Annotated in this window: 18 protein-coding genes; 15 read left to right on the top strand and 3 right to left on the bottom strand. The window is 62.7% G+C overall.

Translation table 11 applies throughout. The features are described 5' to 3' along the window. Positions 1 to 75: 75 nt before the first annotated feature. Genes flhF through motD form a run of 5 tightly spaced genes read left to right on the top strand, consistent with a single transcriptional unit; the run spans position 76 to position 4,572 of the window. On the top strand, positions 76 to 1,536 hold the full coding sequence (flhF, locus tag GTP45_RS17045) for a flagellar biosynthesis GTPase FlhF (RefSeq protein WP_161015079.1): 1,461 nt from the start codon (positions 76 to 78) through the stop codon (positions 1,534 to 1,536). Further along, positions 1,529 to 2,329 carry a MinD/ParA family ATP-binding protein gene (locus tag GTP45_RS17040; RefSeq protein ID WP_161015078.1) on the top strand — a complete coding sequence of 267 codons (801 nt, stop codon included), beginning with the start codon at positions 1,529 to 1,531 and terminating at the stop codon, positions 2,327 to 2,329. The genes flhF and GTP45_RS17040 overlap by 8 nt, the downstream gene beginning before the upstream one ends. A gap of 20 nt (positions 2,330 to 2,349) precedes the next feature. Next, complete coding sequence (locus tag GTP45_RS17035) at positions 2,350 to 3,081, top strand: RNA polymerase sigma factor FliA (protein ID WP_155466123.1); 732 nt, start codon at positions 2,350 to 2,352, stop codon at positions 3,079 to 3,081. Further along, positions 3,063 to 3,809 carry a flagellar motor protein gene (locus GTP45_RS17030; RefSeq protein ID WP_161015077.1) on the top strand — a complete coding sequence of 249 codons (747 nt, stop codon included), beginning with the start codon at positions 3,063 to 3,065 and terminating at the stop codon, positions 3,807 to 3,809. The genes GTP45_RS17035 and GTP45_RS17030 overlap by 19 nt, the downstream gene beginning before the upstream one ends. 1 nt (position 3,810) lies before the next feature. Then, on the top strand, positions 3,811 to 4,572 hold the full coding sequence (motD, locus tag GTP45_RS17025) for a flagellar motor protein MotD (RefSeq protein WP_161015076.1): 762 nt from the start codon (positions 3,811 to 3,813) through the stop codon (positions 4,570 to 4,572). A gap of 157 nt (positions 4,573 to 4,729) precedes the next feature. Here motD and GTP45_RS17020 read toward each other — a convergent pair whose 3' ends face one another. The 3 genes from GTP45_RS17020 to flgA all read right to left on the bottom strand — a co-directional run bounded on the left by GTP45_RS17020 (position 4,730) and on the right by flgA (position 6,305). After that, a complete protein-coding gene (locus GTP45_RS17020) occupies positions 4,730 to 5,197 on the bottom strand; it encodes a flagella synthesis protein FlgN (protein WP_161015075.1) in 468 nt (155 codons plus the stop codon). 7 nt (positions 5,198 to 5,204) lie between these two features. After that, positions 5,205 to 5,522: a flagellar biosynthesis anti-sigma factor FlgM gene (flgM, locus tag GTP45_RS17015; protein ID WP_161015074.1), complete on the bottom strand. Its 318-nt coding sequence runs from the start codon at positions 5,520 to 5,522 to the stop codon at positions 5,205 to 5,207. Positions 5,523 to 5,609: 87 nt separating this feature from the next. Then, positions 5,610 to 6,305, bottom strand: coding sequence for a flagellar basal body P-ring formation chaperone FlgA (gene flgA, locus GTP45_RS17010; RefSeq protein ID WP_161015073.1), 696 nt, complete (start codon positions 6,303 to 6,305; stop codon positions 5,610 to 5,612). 154 nt (positions 6,306 to 6,459) lie between these two features. Between flgA and flgB the strand changes: the two genes are divergently transcribed. The 10 genes from flgB (at position 6,460) to flgK (ending at position 15,994) form a co-directional block, all read left to right on the top strand. After that, positions 6,460 to 6,888, top strand: coding sequence for a flagellar basal body rod protein FlgB (gene flgB, locus GTP45_RS17005; RefSeq protein ID WP_161015072.1), 429 nt, complete (start codon positions 6,460 to 6,462; stop codon positions 6,886 to 6,888). Between the two features lie 2 nt (positions 6,889 to 6,890). Further along, on the top strand, positions 6,891 to 7,301 hold the full coding sequence (gene flgC, locus GTP45_RS17000; RefSeq protein ID WP_161015071.1) for a flagellar basal body rod protein FlgC: 411 nt from the start codon (positions 6,891 to 6,893) through the stop codon (positions 7,299 to 7,301). A gap of 23 nt (positions 7,302 to 7,324) precedes the next feature. Next, complete coding sequence (locus GTP45_RS16995; RefSeq protein ID WP_161015070.1) at positions 7,325 to 8,023, top strand: flagellar hook assembly protein FlgD; 699 nt, start codon at positions 7,325 to 7,327, stop codon at positions 8,021 to 8,023. A 25-nt stretch (positions 8,024 to 8,048) separates the two neighbouring features. After that, positions 8,049 to 9,608, top strand: coding sequence for a flagellar hook protein FlgE (locus tag GTP45_RS16990; protein ID WP_161015069.1), 1,560 nt, complete (start codon positions 8,049 to 8,051; stop codon positions 9,606 to 9,608). A gap of 11 nt (positions 9,609 to 9,619) precedes the next feature. Next, complete coding sequence (gene flgF, locus GTP45_RS16985) at positions 9,620 to 10,360, top strand: flagellar basal-body rod protein FlgF (protein WP_161015068.1); 741 nt, start codon at positions 9,620 to 9,622, stop codon at positions 10,358 to 10,360. 68 nt (positions 10,361 to 10,428) lie between these two features. Next, positions 10,429 to 11,220, top strand: a complete 792-nt coding sequence (gene flgG / locus GTP45_RS16980) for a flagellar basal-body rod protein FlgG (RefSeq protein ID WP_161015067.1) — start codon at positions 10,429 to 10,431, stop codon at positions 11,218 to 11,220. Between the two features lie 10 nt (positions 11,221 to 11,230). Next, positions 11,231 to 11,884, top strand: a complete 654-nt coding sequence (locus tag GTP45_RS16975; protein WP_161015066.1) for a flagellar basal body L-ring protein FlgH — start codon at positions 11,231 to 11,233, stop codon at positions 11,882 to 11,884. 5 nt (positions 11,885 to 11,889) lie between these two features. Next, a complete protein-coding gene (locus tag GTP45_RS16970) occupies positions 11,890 to 13,014 on the top strand; it encodes a flagellar basal body P-ring protein FlgI (RefSeq protein ID WP_161015065.1) in 1,125 nt (374 codons plus the stop codon). A 12-nt stretch (positions 13,015 to 13,026) separates the two neighbouring features. Continuing rightward, positions 13,027 to 13,983, top strand: a complete 957-nt coding sequence (gene flgJ / locus GTP45_RS16965) for a flagellar assembly peptidoglycan hydrolase FlgJ (protein ID WP_161015064.1) — start codon at positions 13,027 to 13,029, stop codon at positions 13,981 to 13,983. Positions 13,984 to 14,035: 52 nt separating this feature from the next. Further along, positions 14,036 to 15,994 (top strand): flagellar hook-associated protein FlgK, encoded by a 1,959-nt coding sequence (gene flgK, locus GTP45_RS16960; RefSeq protein WP_161015063.1) that lies wholly within the window; start codon positions 14,036 to 14,038, stop codon positions 15,992 to 15,994. The last annotated feature ends 5 nt before the right edge of the window (positions 15,995 to 15,999 follow it).

Genomic DNA, 15,999 nt, shown 5'->3' with positions numbered 1-15,999 from the left:
CGTTTCCAGAGTGCATCGTCAATAATGCAAGCATGGGAGTGAAGCTACTCCATCTGCTTTCCTTGAGAGACGGTCATGAACGTTAAAAAATTTACCGCGTCGACTTCCCGCGAAGCGCTGCGCAAAGTCCGCGAATCGCTCGGCCCTGACGCCGTGATCTTGTCCAACCGCCAGTCCGATGGCGTGGTTGAAATCCTCGCTCTCGCCAACGACGATGCCGCCTCGCTGGCCATGCCTGCACCGCACTCGCCGATGGCTGAACCGGCACCGTCGCTGGATCTCGGCATGACGACTGCCATACCATCAAACCGTATCGAGCCGCGCTTTGAAGATGAGCTGCCGCATATGTCGCCGCCGGTCGCCGCCAAGCCGGCCAGTCTGCCGCAGCAGCCGCAGCGCCGCGTGGTCGCTTCGCACGCATCGCTGAGCACCAAGGTCGCGGCCGCCGCTGCCGCGCCGCAAGCGCAGCCTCAGCAGCCGCAAGCGAAAGCCGCTCCATCCATCGACGCCAACCAAATCGCCGCCCTTGTCAGCGCCGCTGTGACCAGCGCCAAGGAAAGCGCCGCCGTCGAAATGAACGGCATGATGAATGAAATCCGCGCCATGCGCGGCATGATGGAAACCCAGCTGGCCGAACTGTCGTGGGGCGCGACCCAGGCGCGCGAACCGCACAAGACCGCCGTGCTGCGCGCCATGCTGGCCGCCGGCTTCTCCGCCAGCCTGGCACGCTACCTGATCGAAAAACTGCCGGCCAATCAGCGCGACGCGGCCGACAGCATGCGCTGGATTAAAACCGTCCTCACGCGCAATCTGCAAACCATGGCCAACGAAGATGCGCTGATCGACCAGGGCGGCGTGTTCGCGCTGGTGGGCCCAACTGGCGTCGGCAAGACCACCAGCACCGCCAAGCTGGCCGCGCGCTGCGTGATGCGCCACGGCCCGGACAAGCTGGCCCTGATCACCACCGACGCCTACCGTATCGGCGCGCACGAACAGCTGCGCATCTATGGCAAGATCCTTGGCGTGATGGTGCACTCGGTCAAAGATGAAGCCGACCTGCGCATCGCCCTCAAGGAACTGAAGAACAAGCACACCGTGTTGATCGACACCGTCGGCGTCAGCCAGCGCGATCAAATGGTGACCGAACAAGTCTCCATGCTGCAAGGTGCCGACGCCAACGTCAAACGCCTGCTGTGCCTGAACGCTACCGCCACCCAGGAAACCCTGAGCGAAGTAGTGCGCGCCTACCAGGGCAGCGGCTTGGCCGGCTGCATCATGACCAAGCTGGACGAAGCGGCCGCCATCGGCAACGTGCTGGACGTGGTAATCCGCCAAAAGCTCAACCTGTTCTACGTCTCGAACGGGCAGCGCGTGCCGGAAGACCTGCACCTGGCCGATCCAGCCTACCTGATCGACCGCGCTTTCAAGTTGAAACGCGATCTGGTCAACACCCAGTATCTGGATGCCGAGCTGCCGCTGTTGATGAGTGGAGAAGGTTTCGGCCTTACCGCCGAGCGCGAGGTGCACCTTGGCTAACTTCAATTTCGATCAAGCAGAGGGCCTGCGCCGCATGCTGGCGGGGCCGCAGCCCCGCATCGTCACCTTCCTGTCGGCTGCGCCGCAGGACGACAAGGGTTCCATGCTGGTCAACCTCGGCGCCTCGCTGGCCCGCGCCGGCAACGACGTGCTGATTGTCGATGCCTGCGCCAGCGCGCACGGCGTCGCCAGCCGCCTCGGCGTCGACGGCGGCCACAGCCTGCTCAACGTGGCGCGCCAGGAATGCGCCTTGAACCAGGTGATCCACCCGGTGCCGCAAGGTTTTGCTGTGGCGTCCATGACACGCGGCGCGCCGCGCTCCGGCCCGGACGAAACGCGCCGGCTGGCGAAAGCCTTCGACGTGATGGCCAAGCAAACCGGCATGGTGCTGGTGGATGGGGAATTTGACGGCGAGGCCTTCCCGGTGCCGGTCATGGCTAGCTCGGAAATCGTGGTGCAAGTGTCTAACAGCGCTACCTCGATCAAGGCCGCCTACAGTATGATTAAGCGCCTGAACCAGGAACTGGGCCGGCGCCCGTTCGGAATTCTGGTCACCGGGGCTTCCGAAGCGGAAGCAAAGGTGGTATACGATAATATGGCACAGGCAGCCAGCCGATATCTGGCCGTCAACCTGGTTTCCATGGGCTCGGTGCCGGCGGATGAATACCTGCAACGTGCTGCGCGCTTGGGGCGCGCGGTGGTCGATGCGTTTCCGCTGGCCGGTGCTTCAGTCGCGTTCCGTCAATTGGCGGGCCGCTTCGCGCTGGGAGGGAATAGTCAGCTCAGCGCTTAATCAAGACAATAATTATTCGAATGTATACGGTAAAAGGGAAAGCGGACAAGGATACCTTACTGACGGAGCACATGCCGTTGGTCAAGCGCTTGGCCCACCACATGAAGGCGAAACTGCCGCCCAGCGTCGAAGTCGACGATCTGGTGCAAGCCGGGATGATCGGCCTGCTCGACGCCATCAGCCGTTACGAAGAAACGCACGGCGCGCAATTTGAAACCTACGCGGTGCTGCGCATCCGCGGCGCCATGCTGGACGAGCTGCGCAATAGCGACTGGCTGCCGCGCTCGCTGCGCCAGAACATGCGCAAGGTCGAGGCCGCGATGTCCACCTTGCAGCAGCGCCTGGGCCGGCCGCCGAGCGAATCGGAAGTGGCCAAGTCGCTCAAGCTGTCGCTGGCCGACTACCAGGAAATGCTGTCCGACGGCGGCGGCCACCAGCTGGTGTATTACGAGGATTTCCACGACGACGACGGCAACGACAGTTTCCTCGACCGTTACGCCTCGGACGACGAGGCCGATCCGCTGCGCTCGCTGCTGGACGGCGACTTCCGCCAGGCAGTGATTGACGCCATCGACGCCTTGCCGGAGCGCGAAAAAATGCTGATGGGGCTTTACTATGAAGAGGAGCTCAACTTGAAAGAAATCGGCGCCGTCATGGGTGTATCCGAATCGCGCGTATCGCAATTGCATACGCAAGCCGTGGCGCGCCTGCGCGCCTCACTCCGGGAGCGGTCTTGGACTGGGCCAGCGTAGCCGGGGTACTGGTGGCGCTGGCCGGGATTGTGATTGGCCAGAGCCTCGAGGGCGGCAAGATCAGTTCGCTGTTGCAGCCGGCCGCGTTCGCCATCGTGGTGATTGGCACCTTTGGCGCGGTGCTGTTGCAGACGCGGCCGAAGACCCTGTGGCGCGGCCTGCGCATGCTGCGCCTGGTGTTTGCGCCGCCGCCCGATACCCGCGCCGCACTGGCGCGCGACATCAACGCCTGGAATCTGGCGGCGCGCCGCGACGGCTTGCTGTCGCTGGAGCGCTACATGCTGGCGTCCAAGGACAAGTTCAACACCAAGGGCCTGCGCCTGATCGTGGACGGCATTGCGCCGGACAAGCTGCGCCAGCTGCTCGACACCGAGATCACCGCCTATGAAACCGAGGAGCGCCAAGCGGTGCGCATCTGGGAATCGGCGGCCGGCTATTCGCCGACCATCGGCATCCTGGGCGCGGTGCTGGGTTTGATTCATGTGATGGAGAATCTGACCGACCCGAGCAAGCTCGGTTCCGGCATTGCCGTGGCCTTCGTCTCGACCATTTACGGTGTCGGCCTGGCCAATCTGTTCTTCTACCCGATTGCCAACAAGCTGAAAGCCATCGTCACCCAGTCCGTGCACCAGCAAGAGATTGCGGCGGCCGTGTTCTACGACATTGCCACCGGCGACCACACGCGCGTGATCGACGAGCGCATCGCCACGCTGCTGCGGGAGCACTGAGATGCAGTACCGCCGCGCCCGCAGGAAATTCGACGACGAAGCGGAAAACCACGAGCGCTGGCTGATTTCCTACGCCGATTTCATCACGCTGCTGTTTGCGTTCTTTGTGGTGATGTATGCGATTTCGGCAGTTAACATTGGCAAGTACAAGGTGTTTTCTGATGCGCTTGGCGACGCTTTCGGCGGCAAGGGCGCGGCAACGCCGGTCAATACCGAGGTGCCGAATCTGCCGATTCCCAATCCTGCGCTGAAACGCCGCAATGAATTGCTGCGCAAGGAAAAAGAACAGATGACCAAGCTGGCGCAGGATCTGCTGTCCACTATGGCGCCGCTGGTGAAAGAGGGCAAGGTGCGGGTGACGCAAAACAGCCGCGGCGTTAGCGTTGAGATCAATGCTTCGGTGCTGTTTGATCCGGGCGATGCGCGCTTGATGCCGGAATCGGTGGAAGCCTTGCGCGCGGTTGCCAGCTTGCTCAAGGCTGATACGCATGACGTGCAAGTGGAAGGCCACACCGATAATCAGCCGATCGGGAATACGCGTTTTCCATCCAACTGGGAATTGTCTTCGGTGCGTGCCAGCAGCGTGGTGCGGCTGTTCATCGACGCTGGCGTGGCGCCGCAGCGCTTGACGGCGGTCGGCTACAGTTCCAACGTGCCGGTGGCGGACAACGACACGCTGCAAGGCCGCGCGCGCAACCGCCGCGTGGCGGTCACCATTCTTTCTGGTATCCCCGATCCAAGCACGGAAGTGCCGACGCAGTAACCCTTCACCCGAAGGGGTCTGACCCCGTACGGGGTCAGACCCCGGTATGCGAAGTGCGGGGTAATAATTGTCGGAGTGGCGTGCTCGCTGCAGCTCAGGGAATGCAGAAATCCACCCGCTTGTTCCGGGTGTGCGCAGTGCGGGGTGGGGGGGGAAATCAGCCAGCAAGGAAGCCGCGGCTGCGCGGCAGGGACGTGGACATGCCGCCCGGGCTGTAGAAGTTGGCGCCTTTCGGGCTCAACGCTTGCAGCGCGCCCTGGGTGTGACCCATCTGCTTATTGATCAACATGCCATTGACGCGGTTCAGCTCCTTGGCTTCACGCGTGTGTTGCAGCAGCGCCGACCACAAGCTGGCCGATTCTTCGCGCGCGGCGCCGCTGGCGGCAATCCACGCGTCCATGCCGGCTTCCTCAGCCGGGAAGCCCGATTTGCCCAGAGAACGGTGACGTTGCGCCGACAACAAGGTCATTTGCGTGACCAGCGCGGTCTTGCGGGTAGTGATCGCCGGCAGGGCCTCGATTTCCGCCGTCACCAGCAGGTGCTGTTCCTGGCGCAGCAAGTCCAGCAAGGTGGACATGATTTGCTCTTCTTCGCGCAGGCTGTTCAGCGGGGTGACGGTGGTCATGGTAATCCTATCGTTTGCGTGAGTGCAGCAGATCCTTGACTGTGTCTAACAGGCCATCCGCTACTTTTTCCGAGTTGACCTGGAACTGACCGTCGGCAATTGCCAGCTTGATGCGTTCGACTTTCTTGGTGTCGAACACCGCATTGGCGCCGCCGGCCGAACTGGCCGCCATTGCCTGCCCTTGCGGGGACAGGCGCACATTGTCCGAGGCTACATTCGCCGGTGCTGCTTCCGCCGCCTTTTCCGCGCCGCGCGCGGTGGAGGAGGTGGCAGCAGGCGTCGACGGCAAGCCGGGCGTGCTCTTGAGTGTGTCGTTGATTTTCACAGCTTTTCCTTCTCAGCTAGGAGTACGAAACTCCGGGATCTGAGTCGGTAACGGCCGCATGGCCGGAAACTTTAGCCCATCTGTTGCTCAAAATGCTACCTCCACCATGCCGCCACTCTTGGCAATGCCGGTAATTTGCTGGCCGCTGGCCGTTTTTACCTGCACCACCTGGCCGTCGCCGGCCGTGCCCATGGCGCGCGCCTCGGAGGAAACGCTAAAACCGCTGCCGCTCGACACCAAACGCACCAGCTGGCCCGACTGCACCACCGGCTTGCTGCGCAGCGTGTCGAGGCGCAGTGGAGTGCCCGGAGGCAACGACACATTGGCGCTGCGGCCGACCACCTGACTGATGTCGGTGGCTATCCCGGCCGGCAACATTGTCAGATCGCCCTTGAGGATGGTCAGCTGGTTGGCGTCGATCGGCTGGCCTTGCACCAGCGGCGCGGCGCTGGCGACGTAATCGCCCACCACTGTGACGCTGGCTTGAATGTAAATAGTCCATGCGGAGGGCGCTGCGCAACGCACGCCGACCGAGGTCTTGCCCCAGGCGCGCGCGCCGGGCATGAAGAACGCTTGCGGATCGGCGCAGGCGGCCAGGTTAATGCGTGGATCGACCGCGCCCACATTCACCGTCACTTGGCCCGGCAGGCCGCCGGCCTGCACTTGCAGGAACTGTTCAACGGTGCGCTTGAGCTCGGCGATGTCCTGGCGCGCGCCTTGGGCGGCGGCGCCGGTGCTGACCGTGGCGGCCAGCAGCGCAGTGAGAAGTAAGCGTGATTTCATGGTGTCGGTTTCCCCTTCAATGTAGCCATCATAGTCGGCCGGGGCGAACTTGAAACTCTGAATAAGACCGGAAATGGCGTGCTTATCGCCCGATGGTTGAGAGGGGCAACTCCGTATCATCGATCCTGTCATCAATGTGGAAGGGGAGCGAATCATGCTCGGCAGCAAGTTAGACGATTATTTGCGCTTCAATGAAAGCGCGCTCAGCCTGCGTTCACAGCGCCAGAATGTGCTCGCCTCCAACATTGCCAACGCGGATACGCCGAATTACAAGGCGCGCGATATCGACTTCAGCAGTGCTTTGCAGTCGGCGCTGGACAAGGCCAATCCGAATCAGCCGCAAACCTTGACCACCACTGCCAAGAAGCATTACCCCAACCCTCTGCAAGACGCCGGTACGCTGGCCGACGGCACGCCGCTGCTGTACCGCGGCGTGATCCAGGGCGCGGTGGACGGCAACACGGTGGACATGGACGTGGAGCGCAACCAGTTTGCCGACAACGCCATCCGTTACGAAGCCGGGATCACCGCCATCAACAACCAGATCAAGTCGATGATGGCCGCCATCCAGTCCGGGAGCTAATTATGTCGCTGTTTAAAATTTTTGATGTGTCGGGTTCGGCCATGAGCGCGCAGGCGCAGCGCCTGAACGTGGTGGCGTCCAACCTGGCCAATGCCGACAGCGCGACTAGCGCCAGCGGCGAAGCCTACCGCGCGCGCCAGGTGGTGTTCGAAGCGCAGACGCCAACCGCCGGCGGCACCTCCACTGGCGTGCGGGTGAAGCAGGTGGTGGAAGACCAGTCGCCGATGAAGCTGATGTACGACCCGAAACACCCGGCCGCCGACGAGAACGGCTACGTGACCATGCCCAACGTGAACGTGGTGGACGAGATGGTCAACATGCTGTCGGCCTCGCGCTCCTACCAAACTAACGTCGAGACCATGAACGCGGCCAAGACGCTGTTACTGAAAACCCTGACCATCGGTCAATCGTAAAAAATTAAGAAGAGGTCATCATCATGGCTATTAGCGGCATCATCGACACGCCCAAGGCGGCAACCAACAACGCGGTCGATACCACCACGACCAAAACCACCGACAGCGTGCAGGCGGATCAGGACAAGTTCATGAAGCTGCTGGTCACGCAGCTGCAAAACCAGGATCCGCTGAACCCGATGGACAACGCCGCCATGACCAGCCAGCTGGCCCAGCTGTCGACCGTGACCGGCATCAACAAGGTCAACGCCACGCTCGAATCGCTGCGCACCGATATCGCCAGCACCCAGTCGTCCACCGCCATCAGCCTGATCGGCAAGGGCATCCTGGTCGAAGGCAAGGGCATCGAGCTCAACAGCAGCACCGACGAGGACGGCAAGACCACCAGTTCCAGCGTATTCGGCATCGACCTGCCGAATGATGCGCAAAGCGTCAGCATCGAGATCAAGGACAGCGCCGGCAAGACCGTGCGCACCATGAGCATGACCAACGCCGAGGCCGGCACCTACCCAATCACCTGGGACGGTACTACCGACGCCAAGACCACGGCCAAGGCCGGCAGCTACACCTTTACCGTCAGCGCCACCAACGCCGGCAGCAAAGTCACCGCCACGCCGCTGCAACTGGCGGCCGTGGCCAGCGTGTCGACCGGCAGTGGCGGCGTCAAATTGAATACCTCGCTCGGCCATTTTGCCATGAGCGATGTGAAAGAAGTTCTGTAAGCAGTCATCACCATAGGGGAATACCATGTTCCAACAAGGACTGAGCGGCTTGAATGCTGCATCCAAATCGCTGGACGTCATCGGCAACAACATCGCCAATGCCAGCACCGTGGGCTTCAAGAGCTCGCAGGCGCAGTTCGCCGACCTGTACGCCAACTCGCTGAACGGCGTATCGGGCAATAACGCCGGTATCGGGGTGACGGTATCGAAGCTGGCCCAGCAATTCACGCAGGGTAATATCGAGACCTCCAGCAACCCGCTGGACGTGGCGATCAACGGCGGCGGCTTCTTCCGCATGGTGGTCAACGGCGCGGTGCAGTATTCGCGCAACGGCCAGTTCCACGAGGATGCCAGCCACACCCTGGTCAACGCACAGGGCGCGCAGTTGACCGGCTACCTGTCCAACAAAGCCGGCGTGATTCAGCTTGGCTCTCCAGTGCCGCTGACGCTGGACAAGTCCGACCTGACCCCGGTGCAAACCACCGAAGCCAACTTCCAGCTGAACTTGAGCTCGGCTGAAAAAGTGCCGGAAACCATCCCGTTCGACGCCAACGATCCGACCAGCTACAACAAGCAAACCGTGCTGAACGTGTACGACTCGCTGGGCACCGCGCACATCATGACGACTTACTACGTCAAGACCGATGCCAACACCTGGGACGTGTACGCCGCTGCCGACAACAAGGAAATCGTTTCGGCCAGCGTGGCCGCCAGCGTTTCGACCGACCAGCCGACCATCGACGCCCGTTCCCTCTATAACGACGCCGTGCGCGCCACGCCGCCGGATGATACGGCGATCGCGCAGGCCGCCTTCAACTACGCCACCGCTGCTTACAACGCCATGCTGGGCGCTGCGCAAGTGCCGCCAGCTGCTGCTACCCAAGCCCAGCTGGACGCGCTGACCGCCGCCTTCACCGCGCTCGATCCGGGCAGCACCGGCGCGATCACCGGCAAGACGCCGGATCAGATTAACGCCATCCTGGGCGCGGCCATCACCGTGCCTGCGGTCAAGGCTGGTACGCTGGTGTTCACCAAGAACGGCGCACTCGATCCGCAGGCCATGGCCACCTCGCTGACCAACCCGACCACCTTGCCGATCCAGATCCAGCTGCCGATCTTCCCGGACACCGGTGCGCAAATCCCGATGACGGTGGCGACCTCGTTTGACAAAACCACCCAGTACGGCAGCGTCACCAACGATCTGGGTTCGACCCAGAACGGCTACTCGGCCGGTTCGTGGCAGCGTTACTCGATTGACGAGAACGGCATCATCCTCGGCCAGTACAGCAACGGCAAGTCGCGCGCCATGGGTCAGATCGCCATGGCCAACTTTGCCAGCGTCGATGGCTTGACGCCGCTTGGCAACAACGCGTGGGCGGAAAGCTCGGCCTCGGGCCCGCCAACCGTGGGCGTGCCGAACGCGGGTTCGATGGGCCAGCTGCGCTCGGCCGCAGTGGAAACCTCGAACACCGATTTGACGGCCGAGCTGGTCAATATGATCACCGCGCAGCGCGTCTATCAGGCCAATGCGCAGACCATCAAGACCGAGGACTCGATCCTGCAGACGCTGGTGAATCTGCGTTAATGAGGTAAAACATGGACCGTCTCGTCTACACCGCGATGACCGGCGCTCGACACGTGATGGAGCAGCAAGCCACCGTGTCGAACAACCTGGCCAACGCCACCACCACCGGCTTCCGCGCCCAGCTCGACACTTTCCGTGCCGTGCCGGTGGTGTCGGAGGGCTTGCCGACGCGCGCCTTCGTGGTCGACTCCACGGTCGGCTCGGACTGGCGCGCCGGCCCGATCCAGACCACCGGGCGCTCGCTCGATATCGCGATCCGCGACCAGGGCTGGATCGCGGTGCAGTCGGCCGACGGTTCGGAAGCCTACACCCGCAACGGCAGCTTGAAGATCACCGAAAACGGCATCCTGCAAACCACCAGCGGGCAGACGGTGATCGGCGACGGCGGCCCGATCACGGTGCCGCCCGACACCAACGTCAGCATCGCCAGCGACGGCACGGTGAGCGTGATCGACAATAATTTCCAGCCGGGCCCGGCCAACACGCTGGGGCGCATCAAGCTGGTCAATCCAGACACCAAGACCCTGCTGCGCGGCGATGACGGCCTGTTCCGCATTGCCGACGGCACGGTAGCGCAAGCCGACGCCAACGTGCGCGTGGTCGATGGCGCGCTGGAGGGCAGCAACGTCAATCCGGTTGACTCCATGGTCAACATGATCAGCTTGGCAAGGCAGTTTGAAATGCAAATGAGCCTGATGAAGAACGCCGAGAATAACGCCGCAAAAGCCACCCAGATCCTCGCTTTGAGTTGATGACCTCTCCCGCATAATGCTTGCATGGGATGAACCCTCACTGTTCATCCGGCATTGGGAGAAGCATCATGATACGTTCGTTATGGATCGCCAAGACTGGCATGGAAGCGCAGCAGACGCAGATGGACGTCACGTCCCACAATCTGGCCAACGTCAGCACCAACGGTTTCAAGAAGTCGCGCGCCGTCTTCGAAGATCTGCTGTACCAGAACATCCGCCAGCCGGGCGCGCAATCGTCGCAGCAGACCAATCTGCCGTCCGGCATGCAGCTCGGTACCGGTGTGCGCACCGTCGCTATCGAGCGCATCCACACGCAAGGCAATCCCCAGTCGACCGGCAACGATAAAGACCTGATGGTCAACGGCAGCGGCTTCTTCACCGTGCTGCTGCCGGACGGCACCACTGCCTACACCCGCGACGGCTCGTTCCAGCGCGACCAGAACGGCCAGATGGTGACCTCGGAAGGCTTCGTGCTGCAACCGGCCATCACCATCCCGATCACCGCGCAATCGATTAACGTGGCGCGCGACGGCACCGTGTCGGTGAATATCGCCGGCACCAACGGCGCCACCACTACCCAGCAGCTGGGCAACCTGCAGCTGGCCACCTTCATCAATCCGACCGGGCTGGAATCGAAGGGCGAGAACCTGTACGTGGAAACCACCGCCTCGGGCGCGCCGCAGCAAAACACGCCGGGCGCCAACGGCACCGGCCTGATCCTGCAAGGCTATGTCGAAACCTCCAACGTCAACGTGGTGGAGGAGATGGTCAATATGATCCAGACCCAGCGCGCATACGAGATCAATTCCAAGGCCATCACCACCTCCGACCAGATGCTGCAAAAGCTGTCGCAGATGTAAGGACACCGCCATGAAATACGCTACCCTTCTTGTTGCCGCGCTGGCGTTGAGCGCCTGCCAGACCACGCCGACCTCCATCGTTGCCGGCCCGATGAGCGCGCGTCCGCTGAGCACCGAGCAAATGCAGGCGGTGCCGAACAACGGCGCCATCTACCAGCCGGCCGCGTTCCGCCCGGTGTTCGAAGACCGCCGCGCGCGCCATGTGGGCGATGTGCTGACCTTGGTGATCACCGAGCGCACTTCCGCCAACAAGAGCGGCACCGCCACCGGCAACAAGTCGGGCAGTGTCAGCGCCACCATGCCGAAGAAGCTGGCCGGCACCTTCGGCAATCCGCTGTCGGTGAGCACGGAAAACACCTACTCGGATGGCGATACCCAGGCCGCCAGCAACGCCTTCACCGGCACCATGGGCATTACCGTGGTGGAAGTGCTGAGCAACGGCAACCTGATCGTGGCCGGCGAAAAACAAATCGGCATGAACAAGGGCACGGAATACATCCGCTTTTCCGGCATGATTAACCCGGACAGCATTGCCACCGGCAACACCGTGCAATCGACCGCGGTGGCCGATGCCCGCGTTGAATACCGCACCGCCAACTCGGTCGACCGCGCCGAGATTGCCTCGATGGCGTCGCGTTTCTTCCAAAGCTTGCTGCCGTTCTGACCATCATGAAAACTTCCATCAAAGCCGCGCTGCTGTTGAGCTTGTCCTTGCTGGCGCTGCCGGGCCAAGCCGAGCGCATCAAGGACCTGGCCAGCATTGCCGGCGTGCGTAACAACCAATTGCTGGGCTATGGCCTGGTCGTCGGCCTCGACGGCAGCGGCGACCAGACCACGCAAACCCCGTTCACCGTGCAGAGCGTGATCTCGATGCTGCAACAGCTGGGCGTCAACCTGCCACAGGGCGGCTCGCAGCTGCAACTGAAAAACGTCGCGGCCGTGATGGTGACGGCCTCGCTGCCGCCATTTGCGCAGCCGGGCCAGACCTTGGACATCACGGTGTCGTCGATGGGTAACGCCAAGAGCTTGCGCGGCGGCACGCTGCTGATGACGCCGCTGAAAGGCGCGGACGGCCAGGTCTACGGCATGGCGCAAGGCAACGTGCTGGTCGGCGGCGTCGGCGTGCAAGCGGGCGGCGGTGCCGGTGGCGGCGGCAGCTCGCTGACCGTCAACCACCTGAGCGTCGGCAAGATTTCCGGCGGCGCCACCGTGGAACGCGCGGTTGCCACCAACCTGGGCGAGGGCAATATGATCAAGCTCGAACTCAACAATGCAGACTTCGCCACCGCCAGCCGCGTGGTGGAAGCCATCAACGACAAGTACGGCGCCGGCATCGCTTACGCGCTGGATAGCCGCGTGATCCGCGTGCAAGCGCCTAGCGGCAGCGACCAGCGCGTGAGCTTCATCGGCACGCTGCAAGACATGAACGTCAACCCGGCGGAGCAGCCGGCCAAGGTCATCATGAATGCGCGCACCGGTTCGGTGGTAATGAACCGCGCGGTCACGCTCGATACGTGCGCCATCTCGCACGGTAACCTGTCAGTATCGGTCAACGCCGACACCCAGGTGAGCCAGCCTAACCCGCTGTCGGGCGGCCGCACCGTGGTCACGCAAAATCCGCAAGTCGGCATCAAGGCCGATGGCGGCAAAGTGATGATGGTCAAGGGCGGTGCCTCGCTGGCCGAAGTGGTGAAAGCGCTCAACGCGATAGGCGCCACGCCACAGGACTTGTTGTCCATCTTGCAGGCCATGAAGGCCGCCGGTTCGCTGCGCGCGGAACTGGAAATTATCTAAGCAGGTGCGATCATGGCGAGCCAGACTTCCACCACTAACGACCTGAGCAGCAAGTTCTCGCTGGACGTGCGCGATATGGGCAGCCTCAAGCAGTCGGCCCGCGCCGGCAGCCCGGAGGCGCTGAAGACCGCCGCCACCCAGTTCGAGGCGATGTTCGTCAACATGATGTTGAAGAGCATGCGCGAAGCCACGCCGCAGGACGGCATGATGGACAGCCAGCAGAGCAAAATGTTCACCACCATGCTGGATCAGCAGACCAGCCAGAACATCGCCAAGAAGGGCATCGGCCTGGCCGATATGCTGGTGCGCCAGCTGTCGGCCAAGAACGATGCGGCGGCGCTCGCGATCGGCAGCGAAGGCATAGGCTCAGCAGCTAACGGCGATGGCAGCTTTAATGGCGCTGCCAGCTTGATGGACGCCAAGTTGCAGCGCGCGATCGCGGCGGCCGGCGGCAATGCTGCGGCCACCACGACGACTGCGACCGACAGCGCCAACAAAGGCTCGCAAGCGCCGCACGTGCGCAGCTTCCAGGACAAATTGGCGGCCCATGCGGAAGAGGCCAGCAAGGCCACCGGCATCCCGGCCAAGTTCATGCTGGGCCAGGCCGCGCTGGAGTCCGGCTGGGGCCGGCGCGAGATCAAGGGCCGCGACGGCAGCAACAGCCACAACCTGTTTGGCATCAAAGCCACCGGCGACTGGAAAGGCAAAGTGGTCGAGGCCACCACCACCGAATACGTCAACGGCAAGGCGCAGACCAAGGTCGAGCGCTTCCGCGCTTACGACAGCTACGCCGACAGCTTCAAGGATTACGCCAAGTTATTGGCAAGCAATCCGCGCTACGAAAAAGTGCTGGCCAGCGCCGGCGATGCCGCCAGCTTTGCGCAGGGCTTGCAAAAGGCCGGCTATGCCACCGATCCCCATTACGCGACCAAGCTCACCAGCATCATCAAGCGTTCGCTGGCCGGGTAATAAAGTTTTGGCACGGCCTGCCGTTACCCTTCACAGATAGAGTAAAAATATTATGTCCAGTCTTCTCAGCATCGGTAAAAGTGGTTTGTTGGCGGCCCAGGTCGGTTTATCGACCACGGGTAACAACATCACCAACGCCAACACGCCCGGCTACAACCGCCAGGTGGCGATTCAGGGCGATACCGGCACCCAGTACCAGGGTTTCGGCTACGTGGGCTCGGGCACCGAGATTCAGGCCGTGCGCCGCTACTACGACAACTTCCTGGCCACCTCGCTGCGCAATGCCGAGGCCAACCAGGCCTCGCTGGACGCCTACAGCTCGCAGATCAGCCAGATCGACAACCTGCTGGCCGATCCGACCGCAGGCCTGTCGCCGGCGCTGCAAGACTTCTTCAACGGCGTGCAGGATGCGACCGCCAGCCCGGCCTCGGCTGCTGCGCGCCAATCGCTGCTGTCGAATGCGGAATCGCTGGCCTCGCGCTTCCAGGGCATGGCGGCGCGCTTGAACGAGATTGCGACCGGCGTCAACAACCAGATCAGTTCCAACGTCGGCGAGATCAACGCCTACGCCAAGCAGATTGCCGACATCAACTTGCAGATCGCCGGCCTGACCACCAGCATCGCCGAGCCGAACGACCTGCTCGACAAGCGCGACCAGATGCTGACCGAGCTGAACAAGCTGGTCAAAATCACCGTCACGCCGGGCGACAACAATATGCTCAACGTCCAGTTCGGCACCGGCCAGCCGCTGGTGGTGGCCAACAAGGCCTTCCAGCTGGGCACCTCGACTTCGCCAACCGACGTCAGCCGCGTGACGCTCGGTTACGTTACTGACGCCGGCGCCTTCACCGAACTGCCGGACAAGGTCTTCACCGGCGGCCAACTGGGCGGCCTGATGGAATTCCGCGACGGCGCCATGGATCGCGCGCAAAACTCGCTGGGCCAGGTTGCGGCCGGGCTGGTGACCGCCTTCAACGCCCAGCACGTGCTGGGACAGGATGAGAACGGCGACCTCGGCACCAATTTCTTCAACCCGATCGAAGCCTATGTCGGCACCAACACGCGCAATTCGCCGGCCAGCACGGCCGAGGTGACGGCAACCGTGGTCGATGCGGGCGGCTTGACCGCCAGCGATTACAGCGTGGACTTCGACGGCACCAACTTCAACGTCACCCGCAAGAGCGACGGCAAGGTCACGCAGATCAATCCATTCCCGCAGACCACGCCGCAGGTGATCGACGGCGTCGCCTACAGCATTAGCGGCACGCCGGCACAGAACGACAACTTCCTGGTGCGGCCGACCTACACGGCGGCCCAGAGCTTGACGGTGGCGATCAAGGATCGCGACAAGATCGCGCTGGCGGCGCCGATTGCGACTGCCGCGCCGACCACCAATGCCGGCAACGGCAAAATCTCGGCTGGCACGGTGGACAACAATTACCTGCTGCCGGGGAACCAGGTCACGACGCCGTCCACGCTGACGTTCGACCAGGCTACTGGCACCTTCTCCGGTTTCCCGGCGGGGCAGGACGTGACGGTGACCGCCAACGGCACCTCCACCGTGTACCCGGCCGGCACGCCGGTGCCGTACACGGACGGCGCCAACATCAGCTTCGGCGGCGTCAACTTTACGATCAGCGGCACGCCGGCGGATCAGGATAAATTCACGGTCGGCCCCAACACCAGCGGCGTCGGCGACAGCCGCAACGGCGCACTGCTGGCCGCCCTGCAAACCAAAAACATCCTGGACAACGGCAAGGCCACGTTCCAGACCACCTACGCCCAGATGGTCAACTACGTGGGCACCAAGGCACGCGAGGCGCAGATCAGCGGCACTGCGGCGGACGCTTCCGTCAAGCAAGCCAGCAACGCGCAGCAGAGCGTGTCCGGTGTGAATCTGGATGAAGAGGCGGCCAATCTGCTACGCTATCAGCAAGCGTATCAGGCCAGCGGCAAGGTCATGCAAGTGGCCAGCCAGTTATTCGACACTTTGCTGAACATCGGCGGTTAAACAGA

This window comes from Duganella rivi, from assembly GCF_009857435.1.
GTDB classification, from domain to species: domain Bacteria; phylum Pseudomonadota; class Gammaproteobacteria; order Burkholderiales; family Burkholderiaceae_D; genus Rugamonas; species Rugamonas rivi.
This window is presented reverse-complemented; position numbering and strand designations above follow the sequence as displayed.